The sequence below is a fragment of the Quadrisphaera sp. DVD1 genome, from assembly GCF_058932755.1.
Genome location: NZ_JBZYWI010000061.1, coordinates 1 through 17,680, shown reverse-complemented (window position 1 = coordinate 17,680; position 17,680 = coordinate 1). Strand labels below are relative to the sequence as shown.

General features: G+C 76.1%; 17 protein-coding genes. 4 read left to right on the top strand and 13 right to left on the bottom strand.

The window, feature by feature from the left end:
• The coding region (locus AC5FZL_RS08960; RefSeq protein WP_493618238.1) for a hypothetical protein at positions 1-195 on the bottom strand (195 nt) is incomplete at its 3' end.
• A 198-nt stretch (positions 196-393) separates the two neighbouring features.
• Between AC5FZL_RS08960 and AC5FZL_RS08955 the strand changes: the two genes are divergently transcribed.
• A complete protein-coding gene (locus AC5FZL_RS08955; protein ID WP_493618237.1) occupies positions 394-1,875 on the top strand; it encodes an amino acid permease in 1,482 nt (493 codons plus the stop codon).
• 4 nt (positions 1,876-1,879) lie between these two features.
• On the opposite strand, the gene AC5FZL_RS08950 is transcribed toward AC5FZL_RS08955, so the two are convergent.
• From AC5FZL_RS08950 to AC5FZL_RS08940, 3 genes are read right to left on the bottom strand one after another with little or no spacing between them, the layout of a single operon-like run.
• Positions 1,880-2,611: an LmeA family phospholipid-binding protein gene (locus AC5FZL_RS08950; RefSeq protein ID WP_493618236.1), complete on the bottom strand. Its 732-nt coding sequence runs from the start codon at positions 2,609-2,611 to the stop codon at positions 1,880-1,882.
• Positions 2,612-2,633: 22 nt separating this feature from the next.
• On the bottom strand, positions 2,634-4,787 hold the full coding sequence (locus AC5FZL_RS08945) for a 3-hydroxyacyl-CoA dehydrogenase NAD-binding domain-containing protein (RefSeq protein WP_493618235.1): 2,154 nt from the start codon (positions 4,785-4,787) through the stop codon (positions 2,634-2,636).
• Positions 4,784-5,989, bottom strand: a complete 1,206-nt coding sequence (locus AC5FZL_RS08940; protein ID WP_493618234.1) for a thiolase family protein — start codon at positions 5,987-5,989, stop codon at positions 4,784-4,786. Before AC5FZL_RS08940 ends, AC5FZL_RS08945 begins: the two co-directional genes overlap by 4 nt.
• A gap of 152 nt (positions 5,990-6,141) precedes the next feature.
• Here AC5FZL_RS08940 and AC5FZL_RS08935 point away from each other — a divergent pair, with 152 nt between their 5' ends.
• Positions 6,142-6,384, top strand: coding sequence for a hypothetical protein (locus AC5FZL_RS08935; RefSeq protein ID WP_493618233.1), 243 nt, complete (start codon positions 6,142-6,144; stop codon positions 6,382-6,384).
• Positions 6,385-6,429: 45 nt separating this feature from the next.
• Here AC5FZL_RS08935 and AC5FZL_RS08930 read toward each other — a convergent pair whose 3' ends face one another.
• The 9 genes from AC5FZL_RS08930 to AC5FZL_RS08890 all read right to left on the bottom strand — a co-directional run bounded on the left by AC5FZL_RS08930 (position 6,430) and on the right by AC5FZL_RS08890 (position 15,738).
• Positions 6,430-8,817: an ATP-binding cassette domain-containing protein gene (locus AC5FZL_RS08930; RefSeq protein WP_493618232.1), complete on the bottom strand. Its 2,388-nt coding sequence runs from the start codon at positions 8,815-8,817 to the stop codon at positions 6,430-6,432.
• A 26-nt stretch (positions 8,818-8,843) separates the two neighbouring features.
• A complete protein-coding gene (locus AC5FZL_RS08925; RefSeq protein WP_493618231.1) occupies positions 8,844-9,254 on the bottom strand; it encodes a VOC family protein in 411 nt (136 codons plus the stop codon).
• A gap of 5 nt (positions 9,255-9,259) precedes the next feature.
• Positions 9,260-9,709, bottom strand: coding sequence for a helix-turn-helix transcriptional regulator (locus tag AC5FZL_RS08920; RefSeq protein ID WP_493618230.1), 450 nt, complete (start codon positions 9,707-9,709; stop codon positions 9,260-9,262).
• Positions 9,710-9,749: 40 nt separating this feature from the next.
• The gene (efeB, locus tag AC5FZL_RS08915; protein WP_493618229.1) at positions 9,750-10,973 is read right to left on the bottom strand and encodes an iron uptake transporter deferrochelatase/peroxidase subunit; all 1,224 of its coding nucleotides are present in this window, start codon (positions 10,971-10,973) and stop codon (positions 9,750-9,752) included.
• A gap of 5 nt (positions 10,974-10,978) precedes the next feature.
• On the bottom strand, positions 10,979-12,115 hold the full coding sequence (gene efeO, locus AC5FZL_RS08910) for an iron uptake system protein EfeO (RefSeq protein ID WP_493618228.1): 1,137 nt from the start codon (positions 12,113-12,115) through the stop codon (positions 10,979-10,981).
• A gap of 31 nt (positions 12,116-12,146) precedes the next feature.
• On the bottom strand, positions 12,147-13,016 hold the full coding sequence (efeU, locus tag AC5FZL_RS08905) for an iron uptake transporter permease EfeU (protein ID WP_493618227.1): 870 nt from the start codon (positions 13,014-13,016) through the stop codon (positions 12,147-12,149).
• Positions 13,017-13,109: 93 nt separating this feature from the next.
• Positions 13,110-14,384, bottom strand: a complete 1,275-nt coding sequence (locus tag AC5FZL_RS08900) for an HRDC domain-containing protein (RefSeq protein ID WP_493618226.1) — start codon at positions 14,382-14,384, stop codon at positions 13,110-13,112.
• A 28-nt stretch (positions 14,385-14,412) separates the two neighbouring features.
• Positions 14,413-15,021, bottom strand: coding sequence for a helix-turn-helix transcriptional regulator (locus AC5FZL_RS08895; RefSeq protein WP_493618225.1), 609 nt, complete (start codon positions 15,019-15,021; stop codon positions 14,413-14,415).
• Between the two features lie 138 nt (positions 15,022-15,159).
• The gene (locus AC5FZL_RS08890; protein ID WP_493618224.1) at positions 15,160-15,738 is read right to left on the bottom strand and encodes a DUF3000 domain-containing protein; all 579 of its coding nucleotides are present in this window, start codon (positions 15,736-15,738) and stop codon (positions 15,160-15,162) included.
• Between the two features lie 64 nt (positions 15,739-15,802).
• On the opposite strand from AC5FZL_RS08890, the gene hemE reads away from it, so the two are divergent.
• Together hemE and AC5FZL_RS08880 are read left to right on the top strand one after the other, a co-directional pair.
• Positions 15,803-16,864, top strand: a complete 1,062-nt coding sequence (hemE, locus tag AC5FZL_RS08885) for a uroporphyrinogen decarboxylase (protein WP_493618223.1) — start codon at positions 15,803-15,805, stop codon at positions 16,862-16,864.
• Between the two features lie 7 nt (positions 16,865-16,871).
• A partial coding sequence (locus AC5FZL_RS08880) for an FAD-dependent oxidoreductase (RefSeq protein WP_493618222.1) occupies positions 16,872-17,680 on the top strand: 809 nt, incomplete at its 3' end.

The window sequence follows — 17,680 nt, the reverse complement described above, 5'->3', positions numbered from 1 at the left end:
GCGCAGCCGGGCGCGGGCCTCCGGCGAGCCCGGCGCCCACGGGCCCAGCGCGGCGAGGAGGTCGGCCGTCGAGAGGACGACCGGCCGGGCTCCTCCCAGCACGACCCCGGTGGGCGTGGGCGTCAGGTCGACGTCGTCGAGGACGGCGAGCGCCAGCAGGTCCTGGCGCAGGTCGCGGTCCTCGTCGCTCGACATGTCACTGACCGTAGCCACGGCGACCGCTCGAAGCCCACCAGGAGGCCCGCCACCGCCCCGCTGGCCGACGGGTGCTCACGCAGCGTCATCGCGCGTGACCTCGGGTCGCTGGTCGGGGGCGGCCGGCGCTGAGCGGCGGCGCAGGCCCCGCTGGGCCATGATCGAGGCCGGCAGCGCAGCGGCGGACGAGGAGCGGCGATGGACCTGTGGCGGACCAAGTCGGTGGAGCGGTCGATCGCCGACACCGAGGAGCCCGAGCACGCGCTCAAGAAGGGCCTCACCGCGCTCGACCTCGTGGTCTTCGGCGTGGGCGTCAGCGTCGGCGCGGGCATCTTCGTCCTCACCGGCACCGCGGCGGGCAGCAACGCGGGGCCGGCGGTGTCGGTCTCCTTCGTGCTCGCGGCGGTCGCCTGCGGCCTCGCGGCCCTGTGCTACGCCGAGTTCGCCTCCACCGTGCCCGTGGCCGGCAGCGCGTACACCTTCTCCTTCGCCACGCTGGGCGAGCTCGTGGCCTGGACGATCGGCTGGGACCTCGTCCTGGAGTTCGTCGTCGGCGCCGCGGCCGTCGCCACGTCGTTCTCCAGCTACCTGCAGAAGGTGCTGGACCTGGTCGGGTGGCAGGTGCCCGACGTCGTGGCCAGTGCGGAGGGCGGCGCGCTGAACCTGCCGGCGGCGCTGCTCGTCGTCGCGCTGACCGCCGTGATCGCCACCGGCATCCGCCTGTCCAGCCGGGTGAACCAGGTGATCACCGCGATCAAGCTCGCGGTCGTGCTGCTCGTCATCGTCGTCGGGGCGTTCTACGTCTCCACCGCCAACTGGAGCCCCTTCGTGCCGCCGTCGGAGGGCACTGCCCCCGGCAGCGGCGGCTTCCGCGACGTGCCGCTGATCCAGTCGCTCTTCGGCCTCGAGCCCTCGGTCTACGGCGCCGGTGGCGTGGTCGCGGCGGCCGCCGTGGTCTTCTTCGCCTTCATCGGCTTCGACGTCGTCGCCACGACCGCGGAGGAGGCGAAGGACCCGCAGAAGGCGCTGCCGATCGGCATCCTCGGCTCCCTGGCCGTGGTCACCGTCCTCTACGTCCTCGTCTCCCTGGTCATCACCGGGATCCAGCCCTACGACGAGATCGACCCCGCCGACGGCGCTCCGCTGGCGACCGCCTTCACCGCCGCAGGGGTGGACTGGATGGGCGCCGTGGTGGCGATCGGCGCCTGCATCGGCCTCATCGCCGTGACGATGATCCTCTTCCTCGGGCAGACCCGGGTCGCCTTCGCGATGGCCCGCGACGGCCTGCTGCCGCGCTCGCTGGCCAACACCGACCCGCGCACCGGGACGCCGGTGCGGATCACCCTCATCACCGGGGCGTTCATCGCGTTCATCGCCGCGGTCGTGCCGCTGGAGGAGCTCTCGCTCCTCGTGAACATCGGCACGCTCTTCGCCTTCGTGCTCGTCTCGATCGGGGTCGTCGTGCTGCGCCGCACCCGCCCGGACCTCCAGCGCAGCTTCCGGGTGCCCGCCGTCGCCGTGGTCGCGACGCTGGCCGTCCTCGCCTGCGTCTACCTCATGCTCAACCTCACCGGTGAGACGTGGCTGCGCTTCGTCATCTGGATGGCGCTGGGCTACGTCGTGTACTTCCTCTACTCGCGGCACCACAGCGTCGCCGCGGAGGAGCAGGCGCAGCGCTGAGGCGTCACCGCGGCGGCACCCGCACCGCGCGCGGTGCCAGCGCGGCGTCCACGACGATCCCGCCGTCCACGACCCGCAGGCGGGTCGGCGACACGCCCTCGGGCAGGTCGTCGAGGGGCAGCGGGACGGCGCGCAGCACCCGCTCGAGCCCCAGGGCCTCCAGCGGCCCGCGGGCCGACCCCACGGAGAGCTCGCGCCCGCCCACGGCCACGGCGACCGGGCGCAGGAGCACCTCGCCGTCGCCCAGCTCCGGGGTGCTGCGCAGGGACACCTCCACGTCGCGGCCCAGCACGCCCACCTCCGTGGTGGCGCGGACGGTGCCGCCGGGCCCGGCGTCGAGGGCGAGCGCCGCGCCCGTGGCGCTCGAGGCGCGCTCGGCGAGCAGCGACCACGGCAGCAGCGCGCGGGCGCTGCCCCGCCCGAGCTGCACCTCGCCGCCGGCGCCGCGCAGCACCGACCGCGGGACCCTCACGTCCCGCACCCGCACGGAGGCGTCCCGCACGGTGGCGCCCTGCCAGGTGAGCGAGGGCGCCGCGACGTCCAGCCGCTCGTAGCGACCTCGCAGCGCCTGCCAGAGGAACGAGGTGCCGCCGATGCGCACCTGCGGGGGGTCGGGCAGCGCCAGCTCCGCCTGCGCCTGCCGCGCCAGCCGCCCCTGCGCCGCCGCGCGGGCGGCCCGGTCGACGACGACGAGGCCCAGCGCCAGGGCGACGAGCACGACCACGAGCACCACCACGAGCGCGCGGCGCCGCGGCCGGCTACCGGACAGACGCGACCCCCGGCGGCAGGAAGCGCCGGCCCGTGGCGCGCTCGGCCACGCCGGAGCGGTCCAGGTGGGGGAGCAGCCCGCCGAGGTGCGCGGGCCAGCCGACGCCCAGCAGCAGGCAGAGGTCGACGTCGCGGGGGTCGTCGACGACGCCCTCGTCGAGGATGAGGCGGGCCTCCTGGGCCAGGGCGGACAGCGCGCGCTCGCGCACCTGCTCGGCCGTGGAGGGGGCGTCGCCGACCTGCACGAGCGCAGCCACCCGGGGGTCCAGGCGGGGCGCGGCCCCCTCGGGGGCGTCGGCGTCCCAGAAGCCCGGCAGACCCGCCTCGACGATGCGGGCGATGTTCGGCGAGGGCGCGAACCGGTCCGGGAAGGCCGCGTGGAGGGTCTCCTGCACGTGCAGCGCCACGGCCGGGCCGACGAGGCGCAGGAGGGCGAACGGCGTCATCGGCAGGCCCAGCGGCGCCAGGGCGCCGTCGGCCACCTCGGCCGGCGTCCCCTCGTCGAACGCCGCGTGGACCTCGCCCATGAACCGCATGAGCAGGCGGTTGACGACGAACGCCGGGGCGTCGCGCACGAGCACGCACGACTTGCCCAGCGCCTCGCCCACCGCGAACGCCGTGGCCAGCGTCGCGTCGTCGGTGCTGGGCGTGCGGGCGACCTCGACGAGCGGCAGGACGGCGACGGGGTTGAAGAAGTGGAAGCCGACCACCCGCTCGGGGTGGGCCAGCCCGGCCGACATCGCCGCCACGGACAGGGACGAGGTGTTCGTCGCGAGCACGCACTCGGGGGAGACGACCTCCTCCAGCGACGCGAGCACCGACCGCTTGACGTCGAGGTCCTCGAAGACGGCCTCGATCACCCAGTCGGCGCCGGCGAAGGCCTCGGCGGAGGAGGTGGAGCCGCTGACCAGGGCGCTGAGCCGGCTCGCGGCGTCGGGGGAGAGCCGTCCCTTGCGGGCGAGGTCGGCGATCCCGGCGCGCACCCGGGAGACGCCCGCCTCGACCCGGTCCTCGTCGAGGTCGGTGAGCACCACCGGCACCCTGAGCCGGCGCACGAAGAGCAGCGCCAGCTGGCTGGCCATCAGCCCGGCGCCGACGACGCCGACCTTGCCCACCGGGCGGGCGAGGGCGGCGTCCGGGGCGCCGGCGGGGCGCTTGGCGCGGCGCTGGGTCAGGTCGAAGGCGTAGACGCCGGAGCGGAACTCCTCGGAGAGGATGAGCTCGGCCAGGGCGTCGTCCTCGGCGGCGAACCCGGCGTCGCGGTCGTCGGTGCGGGCGCGGCGCAGCAGCTCCAGGGCGCGGTAGGGCGCCGGCGCGGCGCCGTGGAGGCGGGCGTCCACCCGGGCGCGGGCGGCGTCGACGGCGGCGTCCCAGGCCCCTGCGTCGCGCTGCACCTCCGGCCGGGCGACCGCGACCTCACCGCGCAGCACGCGCGCGGCCCAGGCCAGGGACTCCTCGAGGAAGTCCGCCGGCTCGAGGACCACGTCGGCCAGGCCGGTGCGCAGCGCTTCGGCCGCCGTGGTCATCCGGTTGCTGGCCAGCGGGTTCGCGACGACGAGCTGCAGGGCCGCGTCCAGGCCCACGAGCGCGGGCAGCAGGTGCGTGCCGCCCCAGCCCGGCACGAGCCCCAGCGCGCACTCCGGCAGGCCGAGCTGGCGCACGCTCGCCGAGACGGTGCGGTAGGTGCAGTGCAGCGCCACCTCGAGCCCGCCGCCGAGGGCGGGCCCGTTGACGAAGGCGAAGGAGGGCACGCCGAGCTCGCCGAGGCGGCGCAGCTGGTCGTGGCCGAGGCGGGCGACCGCCCGCGCCTGGCCCGGGGTGGTGATCCGCACGACGTCCTTGAGGTCGGCGCCGGCGGCGAAGACGAAGGGCTTGCCGGTGATGCCCACGGCCGCGACCGCACCGGCGGCCACCCGCTCGGCCACGGCGTCCAGGGCCGCGCGCAGCTCGAGCAGGCCCGCGGGGCCCAGGGTGGTGGGCTTCGTGGCGTCCAGCCCGTTGTCCATGGTGATGAGCGCCAGGACGCCGGCCCCGCCGGGCAGGGTCACGTCCTGGACGGGGAAGCGGGTCACCCGCTCGGCGCCGGAGGGGTCGACGAGGTCCTCCGGGCGGACGACCCCCTGCGTGCTCGGCTGCGCGCTCATGCTCCTGCCTCCTCCTGGAACGCCGGGTTCTCCCACAGCACCGCACCGCCCATGCCCAGGCCGATGCACATCGTCGTCAGGCCGTACCGGACGTCGGGGCGCTGCGCGAACTGCCGGGCGAGCTGGGTCATGAGCCGCACCCCGGAGGACGCCAGGGGGTGCCCCACGGCGATCGCCCCGCCCCAGGGGTTGACCCGGGGGTCGTCGTCGGCCAGGCCGAAGTGGTCGGTGAAGGCGAGCACCTGGACGGCGAAGGCCTCGTTGACCTCGAACAGGCCGATCTCGTCGAACCGCACGCCGGTGCGGGCCAGCAGCTTCTCCGTCGCCGGGACCGGGCCGAGGCCCATCACCGCGGGGTCCACGCCGGCGAAGGCGTACCCGACCATCCGCATGGCCGCGGGCAGGCCCAGCTCGGCGGCGGCGTCGGCCGAGGCCAGCAGGCAGGCCGTGGCGCCGTCGTTGAGGCCGGCGGCGTTGCCGGCGGTGACGCGGCCGTGCGGGCGGAAGGGCGTGCGCAGCGCGGCCAGGTCCTCCACCGTGGTGCCCGGGCGCGGGGGCTCGTCGACGGTGGCCAGGCCCCAGCCGCGCTCGACGGAGCGGGTCGCGACGGTCACCAGGTCGGGCTGGACGTCGCCGCGCGCGTACGCCCCGGCGAGCTTGGCCTGGCTCGCGGCGGCGTAGGCGTCGGCGCGCTCGCGGGTCAGGTGCGGGAGGCGGTCGTGGAGGTTCTCGGCCGTGCGCCCCATGACGAGGGCGTCGGGGTCGACGATCCGCTCGGCGACCAGGCGCGGGTTGGGGTCGAGGTCGAAGCCCATCGGGTGCCGCCCCATGTGCTCCACGCCGCCGGCCAGCACGACGTCGTAGGCGCCGACGGCGATGCCGGACGCCGTGGTGGTCACGGCGGTCATCGCGCCCGCGCACATCCGGTCCACGGCGAACCCGGGCACGCTGCGGGGCAGGCCGGCCAGGACGCCCGCCGTGCGGCCGAGCGTCAGGCCCTGGTCGCCGGTCTGGGTGGTGGCGGCGATCGCCACCTCGTCGATCCGCTCCGGGGGCAGGGAGGGGTTGCGCCGGACCAGCTCGCGCAGGCACCTCACGACCAGGTCGTCGGCGCGGGTCTGGGCGTACAGGCCCTTCTCGCCGGACCGGCCGAACGGCGTGCGGACGCCGTCCACGAACACCACGTCGTGCGTCGCCTTCACGCGGACCTCCTCGTCCTGGGTGTGAACCGCGGTACACAGTACCCGCAGTACCGACTTCGGAGAACCAGGCTCCTGGGAGTCGCCACTTGCGCAGCGCCACCGCCGGTGACACCGTGGCAGCGCCAACGACGGCACGAGGCGAGGAGCCCGCCATGGGCCTGATCGACCGCATCCGCCCGCACCGCACCGACCCGGGGTCCCCGGGCAGGGCCCGCACCGCCGCGCCGCCGGTGCAGCGGGCCGCCGAGGAGGTCGAGCACGCCGCCGCGGCCGTGGTGCACCGGCTGCGCGGCACCTGCCCTCACTGCCACAAGCCGCAGCAGGTGGAGTCGGCCACCACCTGGGTCACGACGCCCTGCTCGTACTGCAGCGCCCCGGTCACCCTGCACGCCTGACGCCGGGCACCGGGCGACGCCCCGAGGTCACCGGGTCGAGCGCGCTCAGGCGCCGACGTAGGCCGCGAGGTGCTGACCGGTGAGCGTGGACCGGGCGGCGACGAGGTCTGCGGGGACGCCCTCGAAGACGACGGCGCCGCCCTCGTGCCCGGCGCCGGGTCCGAGGTCGATGATCCAGTCGGCGTGCGCCATGACCGCCTGGTGGTGCTCGATGACGACGACCGAGGTGCCGCCGTCGACGAGCCGGTCGAGCAGGCCGAGCAGCTGCTCGACGTCGGCGAGGTGGAGGCCCGTGGTCGGCTCGTCGAGGACGTAGACGTCGCCCCTCTCCGCCATCTGGGTGGCGAGCTTGAGCCGCTGGCGCTCCCCGCCGGACAGCGTGGTGAGCGGCTGGCCGAGCGTGAGGTACCCGAGCCCGACGTCGGCCAGGCGGTCGAGGACCGCGTGGGCGGCGGGCGTGCGCGCCTCGCCGTCCCGGAAGAACTCCTCGGCCTCCGCGACCGGCATCGCGAGCACCTCGGCGATGTTCCGACCGCCGAGGAGGTGCTCGAGCACCGACGCCTGGAACCGCCTGCCCTCGCACTCCTCGCAGGTCGACTCGACGGTGGCCATGACGCCGAGGTCGGTGTAGATGACGCCGGCGCCGTTGCAGGTGGGGCAGGCGCCCTCGGAGTTGGAGCTGAAGAGCGCTGGCTTGACGCCGTTGGCCCGGGCGAACGCCTTGCGGATCGGCTCCAGCATCCCGGTGTAGGTCGCCGGGTTGCTGCGGCGGGAGCCGCGGATGGCCCCCTGGTCGACGACGACCACGCCGTCGCGCGGCGCCACGGAGCCGTGGACCAGCGAGCTCTTCCCCGAGCCGGCGACGCCGGTGATGACGGTGAGCACGCCGAGCGGGATGTCGACGTCGACGCCGCGCAGGTTGTGGGCGTCCGCGCCGCGCACCTCCAGCGCCCCCTTCGGCGCGCGGGTCGACGGCTTCAGCGAGGCCCGGTCGTCGAGGTGGCGGCCGGTGAGCGTGCCGCTGGCGCGCAGCCCCTCGACGGTGCCCTCGAAGACCACCTCGCCGCCCGCGGTGCCGGCGCGGGGACCCAGGTCGACGACGTGGTCGGCGATCGCGATGGTCTCCGGCTTGTGCTCGACGACGAGGACGGTGTTGCCCTTGTCGCGGAGCTGGAGCAGCAGGTCGTTCATCCGTGCGATGTCGTGCGGGTGCAGGCCGATCGTGGGCTCGTCGAAGACGTAGGTGACGTCGGTGAGCGAGGACCCCAGGTGGCGGATCATCTTCGTGCGCTGCGCCTCGCCGCCGGACAGCGTGCCGGAGGGCCGGTCGAGGGAGAGGTAGCCCAGCCCGATCCCGGTGAACGCGTCGAGCAGGTGCTGCAGGCCGGTGAGCAGCGGGGCCACGGACGGCTCGTCCAGCGCCCGCACCCACGCCGCGAGGTCGCTGATCTGCATCGCGCAGAGGTCGGCGATGTTCTGGCCCCTGATCCTCGACGCCAGGGTCTCGCGGGCGAGGCGGGTGCCGCCGCACTCGGGGCAGGTCGTGAAGGTCACCACGCGCTCGACGAAGCGCCGCACGTGCGGCTGCAGCGCCTCGACGTCCTTGGACAGCATCGACTTCTGGACCTTGGGGACCACGCCCTCGTAGGTGAGGTTGACCCCCTCGACCTTGATCTTGGTCGGCTCCTCGTAGAGGAGGGTGTGCATCTCCTTCTTCGTGAACGAGCCGATCGGCTTGTCGAGGTCGAGGCCGACGCCCTGGAAGAGGCGGCCGTACCACCCCTCCATGCTGTAGCCGGGCACCATGAGGCCGCCCTCGTTGAGCGACTTCGACCCGTCGTAGAGGGCCGTGAGGTCGAAGTCGTTGAGCGAGCCCATGCCCTCGCACTTCGGGCACATGCCGCCGAGGCGGGTGAAGGTCGCCTTCTCGGTCTTCGTCCTCGCCCCGCGCTCGACGGTGATCGCGCCGCTCGCGCGCACCGAGGGCAGGTTGAAGGAGTAGGCGTTGGGCGAGCCGAGGTGCGGCTGCCCGAGCCGGCTGAAGAGGATGCGCAGCATCGCGTTGGCGTCGGTCGCGGTGCCGACGGTGGAGCGGGGGTTGGCCCCCATCCGCTCCTGGTCGACGATGATCGCCGTCGTCAGGCCCTCGAGGAGGTCGACCTCCGGCCGGGACAGCGCCGGCATGAAGCCCTGCACGAAGGCGCTGTAGGTCTCGTTGATCATCCGCTGCGACTCCGCCGCGATCGTGCCGAAGACCAGGGAGCTCTTGCCCGAGCCGGAGACCCCGGTGAACACCGTCAGCCGGCGCTTGGGGATCTCGACGGTGACGTCCTTGAGGTTGTTCTCGCGCGCGCCGACCACGCGGATGAGGTCGTGGCTGTCGGCGGGGTGCGCGGCGGCCGGCTGGCCGTCCGTCCTGGGGGCCGGGCTCATCGGGTCTCCTCCTGCTGAGCAGCGGCTCAGCGCAGCTCCTGGATGCGGATCGTGCTGCCCGCGGGGTCGCGGAAGGCGCAGTCCCGGACGCCGTACGGCTGGTCGGTCGGCTCCTGCACGACCTCCGCGCCGCTGGCCTGCACGCGGTCGAAGGTGGCGTCGAGGTCCTTCGTCGCCAGGACGAGGGAGGCGTAGGTGCCCTTGGCCATCATCTCGGCGATGGTGCGGCGCTCGTCGTCGGTGATCCCGGGGTCCGCGGCGGGCGGGTGCAGGACGAGGGACGTGGCGGACGGGTCGGCGGTGCCGAGCGTGAGCCAGCGCATCCCGGCGTAGCCCACGTCGTTGAGGAGCTGGAGGCCCAGCGCGTCGCGGTAGAAGGCCAGGGAGGCCTCCGGGTCCAGGTGGGGGAGGAAGGCGTGGTGGATGGTGATGTCCATGGCGCTCACGCTAGGGACGACCGGCGGGCGCGGGCTTCTCGATCCCTGACCGGTCTGGTGACCTGCTTGGCCACGCACGACGGGATGCCGGCGGCCGCGTCCGCCGCGCGGCGGCGGTAGGTGCTGGGCGGCATCCCGACCAGCTCGGTGAAGCGGGTGCTGAACGTGCCGAGCGACGAGCAGCCGACCGCGAAGCAGACCTCGGTGACGCTGAGGTCGCCGCGGCGCAGCAGGGCCATCGCGCGCTCGATCCGCCGGGTCATGAGGTAGGCGTACGGCGACTCCCCGTAGGCGGCGCGGAACTCGCGGCTGAGGTGCCCGGCGGACAGGTGCACGCCGCGGGCGAGCGCCTCGACGTCGAGCGGCTGCGCGTGCTCGCGGTCGATCCGGTCGCGGACGCGGCGCAGCAGGGCGAGGTCGCGCAGGTGCTGCGCCTCGTCGGGCCTGCTGGTCACCTGCGTGATCGTGCCAGGCCGACCGGCTCCGCGGCACCCCTCAGGCGAGCAGTCCCTCGCCCCACCAGCCGCCGCGGCCCACGCCGGGCGGCACGGCCCAGACGCCGGAGCCGGTGTGGCGCAGGTACTCGCTGAGCGCGTCGTCGTCCGCCAGCGCGCGCTGCACCGACACGAACGCGCGGCGGACGTCGCGCTGGTACGCCAGGAAGAACAGCCCCGCGTCGAGGTGGCCGAGGCCGTCCGCGCCGTCGGTGTAGTTGTAGCCGCGGCGCAGCATCTGCGCCCCGCCGTGGCGCGAGGGGTGGGCCAGGCGCACGTGCGAGGACGCCGGCAGCGCCGCGGGGTCGAGGGCGTCGTGCTCGCGGGTGCCGCCCAGCGGGGCGCCGTCGCCCTTGGTGCGGCCGATGACCTGCTCCTGCTCGCCCAGCGACGTGCGGTCCCACGTCTCGACGTGGATGGCGATGCGCCGCGCCACGAGGTAGGAGCCGCCGGTCATCCACGCCTGGTCGGGGGTGGCGGCGTCGGCGCCGGCGACCCACACGTGCTCGTCGAGGGTGGCGGCGTCGGTGCCCGAGGGGTTGGCGGTGCCGTCCTTGAAGCCGAAGAGGTTGCGCGGGGTCGGGGCGCTGGGGTCGACGGTGGCGGCGCGGCCGTAGCCCAGCTGCGCCCAGCGGACGGCGGCCCGGCCGGAGGCGATGCGGGAGAGGGTGCGAATGGCGTGCACGGCGACCTGGGGGTCGTCGGCGCAGGCCTGCACGGCCAGGTCGCCCCCGCAGCGCGCCGGGTCCAGGGCGTCGCCGCGGAACGCCGGCAGGTCGACGAGGGCCTCCGGGCGGCGTCCGGCCAGCCCGTAGCGGTCGTCGAACAGCGACGGGCCGAAGCCGACGGTGAGGGTCAGGCGCGCAGCGGGCAGCCCCAAGGCCTCGCCGGTGTCCGCCGGTGGCGCCAGCGGCGAGCCGTCGGTGGCCCCGCCCTCGCCGACCGGCCGCCCCGCCACGAGGTCGCGGGCCGCCGCGGTCCAGTCGCGCAGCAGCCCGGCGAGCTCGGCGCGGTCGGCGGCCAGGACGTCGTAGGCGGCGAAGTGCAGGTGCGCCTGGACGTCGGTGGCGATCCCGGCCTGGTGCTCGCCCTCGAAGGGGACGGCGTCCTGCGCGCCGCCGTCGGAGCGCTCGGAGGCGACCGCGGTGCCCGCGGCGGCCAGCCCGGCGCCGACGGCCCCGGCGCCGAGCGCCGTGAACAGGCCCCGGCGGGTGACGGAGGGCACGCCGCTCACGCCCCGCCGGCGGCGGCGCCGAGGCGGGACAGCGGCTCGGACAGCGCGTCGACGGCCCGGGCGAGGTCGCGGCGGCCGTCCTCGCCCACGGTGTCGTAGGAGACGAAGCCCGTGCCGGAGCGGTAGGGGTCCAGGGCGGCCTGGACCGCGGCGAACTCGGCGTCCAGGCTGGCCACGAGGTCGGGGTCGGAGGTCGTCACGAGCGGGCGCAGGGCGTCGAGCGCCGCGCGGGCGCCGTCGACGTTGGCCTGGAAGTCGACGAGGTCGGTGTGGCTGAACGCCTCCTCCTCGCCGGTGATCTTGCCGGTGGCGACCTCGTCGAGGAGCTCCTTGGCGCCGTTGCCGATCGACGTGGGGGTCAGCGCGGCGTTGGGCACGCGCTGGGCGAGCTCGCCCACGTCGAGCAGGAGCTGGTCGGCCACGGGGACCACCGCCGCGAGGTCCTCGCCGGTCCACAGCGCCTTCTCGAGGCGGTGCCAGCCGGTGAACTCCTCGCCCTCGGCGAGGTCGGCCTCGCGGGCGTCCGTCCGCGGGTCCAGGTCGCCGAAGCTCTCCGCCACCGGCTCGACCGTCTCCCACGGCGTGCGCGAGGGGGCGTACAGCGCCTGGGCGCCGGCCCGGTCGCCGGCCGCGACGGCGTCGCGCAGCTGCTGCACCAGCGGCACCGTGGCGTCCGCCTGGGACTGGACGAAGGCGCGGTAGCCGTCGACGGCGGCCTGCTCGGCGGGGGTGAGCGGGGATCCCTCGCCGGTGACGCTGATCGCCTGCCGGATGCCGTCGCCGACCATGCCGGGCTTGCACGCCACCTCGTAGTCGCCCGCGGTGAGGTCGACCGTCAGCTCGTAGGAGGTGCCCGGCCCGATGTTCTCCTTCTCGGTGACGATGCGCTCGCCCGCGTAGACGTAGACCTCGGTGACCTGGCTGCCGCCGTTGGTGATGGCGAACGTCGTGAGGCCGTTCGTCAGGTCGGTGCGGGCCACCTCGCACGCCTCGTCGGTGGCCGTGACGGCCACCGCGCCGTCGTCGGAGGCGCCGGACCCGGCCGAGGGCTCGGTGGACTCCACCAGCGACCCGCAGCCGGTCAGCGCGAGGGCGGGCAGGAGCAGGAGCGGGGCGAGGGCGCGCGTGCGCACAGGGGGTCTCCGGGACGTTCGGCGGGGCGGGTCAGGAGGCGATGCGCTCGGCCGCGGCCGGCGCGGGCGCCAGCCGGGACACGCTCGCCGCGGGGCGCTGCGCCCGCGGGCTGCGGCGCAGGTAGAGCGCCATCACCGGCACGACGTACGCCGTCCAGGCGAGCGCCTGCAGCCACGTCGTGGCGGGGGAGAAGTTGAGGACGCCCTTGAGCAGCGTCCCGTACCAGCTGCCCGGGGGGACCTGGGCGCTGACGTCGAAGGCCAGGGCGCCCAGACCGGGCAGCGCGCCGGCCTCCTGGAGGTCGTGGACGCCGTAGGCGAGCACGCCGGCGGCGACGACGACCAGGGCGGCGCCGGTCCAGGTGAAGAAGCGGCGCAGGTCGATCCGGACCGCCTGGCGGTACAGCGCCCAGCCCAGGAGCACGGCCAGGCCCAGGCCCAGCACGACGCCGACCAGGGGCTCCCAGGTCTGCCCGGTGGCGCGCACGGCGGCCGAGACGAACACCGTGGTCTCCAGCCCCTCGCGGCCGACGGCGAGGAAGGCGGTGGTGGCCACCGCGGCCCCGCCGAGCTCCACCGCGGTGCGCATCCGCGCCTGGAGGTCGCCGGCCAGGGAGCGCCCGGCCCGCTTCATCCAGAACACCATCCAGGTGACGAAGGCCACCGCCACGAGCGACAGGACCCCGCCCAGGAGCTCCTGGGCCTGGAAGGTGAGCTGCGTGGCCGCCAGCGCGAACGCGGAGCCGGCGGCGACGCACACGAGCACCGCGGCGCTCACGCCCCAGCGCACGGCGGCCAGCGCGTCGCGGCGGCCCGTCTTGACGAGGAAGGCGACGAGGATGGAGACGACGACGGTCGCCTCCAGGCCCTCGCGCAGGCCGATCAGCAGGTTGGCGATCACGCGACGATCCTCGGTCCCCTCGCACGGCGCCGACGGTGCCGGCGGTGAGGGCAGGCTAACCTGCTCCAGCGACCGAGTTCGGTCAAGGGCTGGTCAAGGCTGCGTGACGTGCGCCACGAGCGCCTCGGCGAGGGGGCCGGAGACGAGCTCCCGCTGCCACGGGCGCGCCCCGGAGCGGGCCAGCACCTGCGCCACGACGTCGGGGTCCGCAGCCGCGGGGGGCTCCCAGCACAGGCGGCGGACGGCGTCGGGCGAGACGAGGTTCTCCACCGGCAGCGCGTGCTCCTCGGCCAGCGCGGCCAGGGCCGCCCGGGCGCGGGCGAGCCGCTCGGCGGCCTCGGGGTCCTTGTCCTTCCACGCCCGCGGCGGCGGCGGGCCGTCGCCGTGCAGGGCGTGGGGCGGCAGCTCCGCCTCGGGCAGGGCCCGGGCCCGGTCGAGCGCGGACAGCCACCGGTCGGCCTGGCGCCGGTTGGCCGGGCCGGAGAAGACCGGCAGCGCGGCCAGCTCGGCGGCCGTGGTCGGCATGGCCTGCGCCGCGGACACGATGGCGCGGTCGGGCAGGATCCGGCCCGGGGAGGTGTCCCGGCGACGGGCCAGCTCGTCGCGGGCCAGCCACAGCTCGCGCGCGGCGGCCAGCGAGCGGCGCCCGCGCAGGGCGTGCAGGCCGGAGATGCGGCGCCAGGGGTCGGTGCGGGGCGCGGGCGGCGGGGCGTCGCGCACGGCGGCGAACTCCTGGCGGGCCCACTCCAGCTTCCCCTGGCGGTCCAGCTCCTCGGCGAGGGCGTCGCGGAGGTCGACCAGCACCTCGACGTCCAGCGCCGCGTAGACCAGCCACGGCTCCGGCAGCGGTCGGGTCGACCAGTCCACCGCCGAGTGCTCCTTGGCCAGGCGCAGGCCGAGCAGCCGCTCGACGACGGCGGCGAGGCCGACCCGCTCGAAGCCGGCCAGCCGCGCCCCGAGCTCGGTGTCGAACAGCTCCCCGCCCGGGCGCAGGGACACCCCGGCCAGGCAGGGCAGGTCCTGCGAGGCGGCGTGCAGCACCCACTCGGCGTCGCCGAGCGCGGCGGCCACCGGCGACAGGTCGGGCACCGCAGCGGGGTCGATGAGGACCGTCCCGGCGCCCTCGCGGCGCAGCTGCACGAGGTAGGCGTCCTGCCCGTAGCGGTAGCCCGAGGCGCGCTCGGCGTCCACCGCCACCGGCCCGGAGCCCGCCGCGAGGGCGGCGGCGGCGCGCTCCAGCGCCTCGGGCGTGGCGACCAGGGCCGGCAGGCCGTCGCGGGGCGCGGCCAGCAGCGGCGCCTCGGGGGCCTGCGCCGCCTCGGGTGCCTGGGCCTCCTCGGCAGCCGCCGGCTCGCTCGTGCTGGTCACCCCGGCACCGTAGACGACTCGGGCGCGCTCAGGAGATGACGCCGGCCCGCAGGGAGATGAGCACCATCTCCGCGCGGTCGCCCGTGCCCAGCTTGCGGGCGATGCGCGCCAGGTGGCTCTTGACCGTCAGCGCCGACAGGCCCAGGGCCTCGCCGACGTCGCGGTTGGAGCGGCCCTCCGCGACGAGCTGGAGCACCTCCACCTCGCGGGCGGACAGCGCCTGCAGCCCCTCGGGCGCCGAGGGCAGCGCCGGAGCGGTGGACCCTCCGGCCGTCGTGGTCAGGAAGCAGCGCACCCCGGTGCTGAGCGCGGCGCGCGTCGTCCACGGGTCGTCGGTGGTCGAGACCACCACGGCCCGCGACCAGCCCGCGGCGCGCAGGTCGCGCACCAGGGCCACGCCGGCGCCGTCCTGCAGCCCGGCCTCGACGACGCACAGGTCACCGACGTGGGCGGCGGCCGCACGGCGGGCCTCGACCACGGTCGTCGCGGCGACCACCTCGCTCGCACCCAGCGCGCGCAGCACGCGCACCGCGACCTCCCGGGCGGCCAGGTCCTGCACGGCCACCAGGGCGATGCTGCGCCGTCCGCGCGGCGCGACACCGGCGACGGCCGGCGTCCTCTCCACGACCGTGGTCATGGCTCTCCCTCCTCCGCAGCGCCCGGCTGGGTGCTGCCTGGAGGGTCCATCGGACGGCGCAGGGGTGGTCTTGACCCGAACGGTGGAAATCGCCCGCCCAGATCAGGCGCGGGCCGGGCGCTGGTCGGTGGCGGGCGCTCAGGGCAGGCGGCGCGGGAAGGACAGGACGCCGTCGGGCAGGGGCGGCAGGCCGGCCGCGGTGCACAGGAGGTCGGCCCAGGCCTGCAGAGACGCGGCGACGTCGTCCTCGTCGGGCGTCCACGACCCGCGCACCTCCACCTCCACGGTGGCGGGGCGGTCGGCCATCGTGCCGAAGCTCTCCGAGACCACCCGGGTCACCGAGCCGCTCAGGCCCGCCGGGGCCACGCCGCGACCGGCGAGGGACTCCTCCAGCCAGGCCCAGCCCACCCGGCCCAGCAGCGGGTCGGTGGCCACCTCGTGGTCGAGGGCGGCGCGGGTGAGGGTCACCACGCGGGAGGTGCCCTCCCAGCCGTCCTGGCCCTGGGGGTCGTGCAGCAGCACGAAGCGGCCGGAGGCCAGCTCCTCGTCGTCGCGGCTGACCACGTCGGCGGCCAGCGCCAGCGCCCAGGGGGCGAGCTTGCGCGGGGCGGGGACCTCCTCCAGCAGCACCTCCGAGCGCAGCTGGAGCGCGCGGATCTCGCGCACCGCGCGCTGGAAGACCTCGGGTGAGTCCTCGGGGACCCCGGACACCGCCATGCCCTGAGTCTGGCCCACCACCGGGCCTCACCGCCCCGGGGCGCGCCTGGAGGCATGGGGGACGATGGGGGGCGTGCCGCACCCCGACCCCGCCGCCCCGCCGTCCGAGTCCGCCCTGGTGCGCGCCTGCCGCCGCCAGAGCGTGCCGCACACCCCGGTGTGGTTCATGCGCCAGGCCGGGCGCTCGCTGCCCGAGTACCGGGCCGTGCGCAGGGGCGTGGCGATGCTCGAGGCGTGCCGCACGCCGGAGCTGGTCACCGAGATCACCCTGCAGCCGGTGCGGCGCTACGGCGTGGACGCCGCGATCCTCTACTCCGACATCGTCGTCCCCCTGCAGTCCGCCGGCGTCGACCTCGACATCGTGCCCGGCGTCGGCCCGGTCGTCGCGAAGCCGGTGCGCACCGCCGCCGACGTCGACGCCCTGCCCGAGCTCGACCCGGCGCAGGTCGAGCCGGTCGCCCGGGCGGTGCGGATGCTCGTCGCCGAGCTCGGGCCCACGCCGCTCATCGGGTTCGCCGGCGCGCCGTTCACCCTGGCCAGCTACCTCGTCGAGGGCGGCCCGAGCAAGAACCACGAGCGCACCAAGGCCCTCATGCACGGCGACCCGGGCCTGTGGGCCGCGCTCGTGGAGAAGCTGACCGCGATCACCACGACCTTCCTGCGCGTGCAGGTGCAGGCCGGCGCCAGCGCCCTGCAGCTCTTCGACTCCTGGGCCGGGTTCCTCTCGCTGGCCGACTACCTGCGCTTCGTCCAGCCCGCCTCGCGCGCGGTCCTGTCGGGGGTGGCCGACCTCGGCGTGCCGCGGATCCACTTCGGCGTCGGCACCGGCGAGCTGCTCGGGGCGATGGGCGAGGCCGGCGCGGACGTCGTCGGCGTCGACTACCGCGTCGACCTCGCCGAGGCCAGCCGCCGGGTGGGCCCGCAGCGCGCCGTGCAGGGCAACCTCGACCCGGCCCTGCTCTTCGCGCCGTGGCCGGCGGTGGAGGCCGCGGTGCGGGCGGTCCTGGCCAGCGGCGCGAGCGCCCCGGGCCACGTGTTCAACCTCGGCCACGGCGTGCTGCCCGAGACCGACCCCGACGTCCTGCACCGGGTGACCGACCTCGTGCACGAGGTCAGCGCCCGATGAGCGCCCGGTGAGCCCGCGCGTCGTCGTGGTCGGTGGCGGGATCGCGGGCCTCACCGCGGCCTGGCGCCTGGCCACCGCCTCCGCCACCACCTCCGGGCCGCCGGCGCAGGTGCTGCTGCTCGAGGCGACCGGGCGCACCGGCGGCCCGCTGCAGCGCGAGGAGCTCGCCGAGGGCCTGCGGGTCGACGTCGGCGCCGAGTCGCTGCTGGCGCGGCGCACCGAGGCGGTGGGGCTGGCCGCCGAGGTCGGGCTCAGCGGCGACCTCGTGCCACCGGCCACCACCCGCGCCGCCGTCGCCTCGCGCGGCGCGCTGCACCCGATGCCGCGCGGCACCGTGATGGGCGTGCCCGGTGACCCCGCGGCGCTCGCCGGCCTGCTCACCGCCGAGGAGGTCGAGCGCGCCCTCGACGAGCGGGTCAGCGCTCCGGTGGCCGGCGACGTGGCCGTGGCCGCCTGGGTCGCCGAGCGGCTCGGCCCCGCCGTCGTGGACCGCCTCGTCGAGCCGCTGCTCGGCGGCGTGTACGCCGGCTCCTCGGCCGCGCTGTCGCTGCGGGCCACGGTCCCGGCCCTGTGGCCGGCGGCGCGCGACGGCTCCTCGGTGCTGGCAGCGGTGCGCGAGCAGGCGTCGCGCGCCGGAGCGGCGCAGGGCGCCGGCACCGCCGCCGGGGGAGCCGTCTTCGCCGGCGTGCGCGGCGGGGTCGCCCGCCTGGCCGAGTCGCTGACCGCCGCGCTGCCCCGGGTCGGCGTCGCGGTGCGCCTCGGGGCCGCGGTGCAGTCGCTGTCGGCGGCGCCGGGCGCCGGCTGGCGCCTGCGGCT

Coding starts and splice junctions, on each gene's coding strand:
- AC5FZL_RS08890 (WP_493618224.1), bottom strand. CDS start 15,738: ATGGCGGTGTCCGGGGTCCCCGAGGACTCACCCGAGGTCTTCCAGCGC.
- AC5FZL_RS08895 (WP_493618225.1), bottom strand. CDS start 15,021: ATGACCACGGTCGTGGAGAGGACGCCGGCCGTCGCCGGTGTCGCGCCG.
- AC5FZL_RS08930 (WP_493618232.1), bottom strand. CDS start 8,817: ATGAGCCCGGCCCCCAGGACGGACGGCCAGCCGGCCGCCGCGCACCCC.
- hemE (WP_493618223.1), top strand. CDS start 15,803: ATGGGGGGCGTGCCGCACCCCGACCCCGCCGCCCCGCCGTCCGAGTCC.
- AC5FZL_RS08935 (WP_493618233.1), top strand. CDS start 6,142: ATGGGCCTGATCGACCGCATCCGCCCGCACCGCACCGACCCGGGGTCC.
- AC5FZL_RS08925 (WP_493618231.1), bottom strand. CDS start 9,254: ATGGACATCACCATCCACCACGCCTTCCTCCCCCACCTGGACCCGGAG.
- AC5FZL_RS08955 (WP_493618237.1), top strand. CDS start 394: ATGGACCTGTGGCGGACCAAGTCGGTGGAGCGGTCGATCGCCGACACC.
- AC5FZL_RS08945 (WP_493618235.1), bottom strand. CDS start 4,787: ATGAGCGCGCAGCCGAGCACGCAGGGGGTCGTCCGCCCGGAGGACCTC.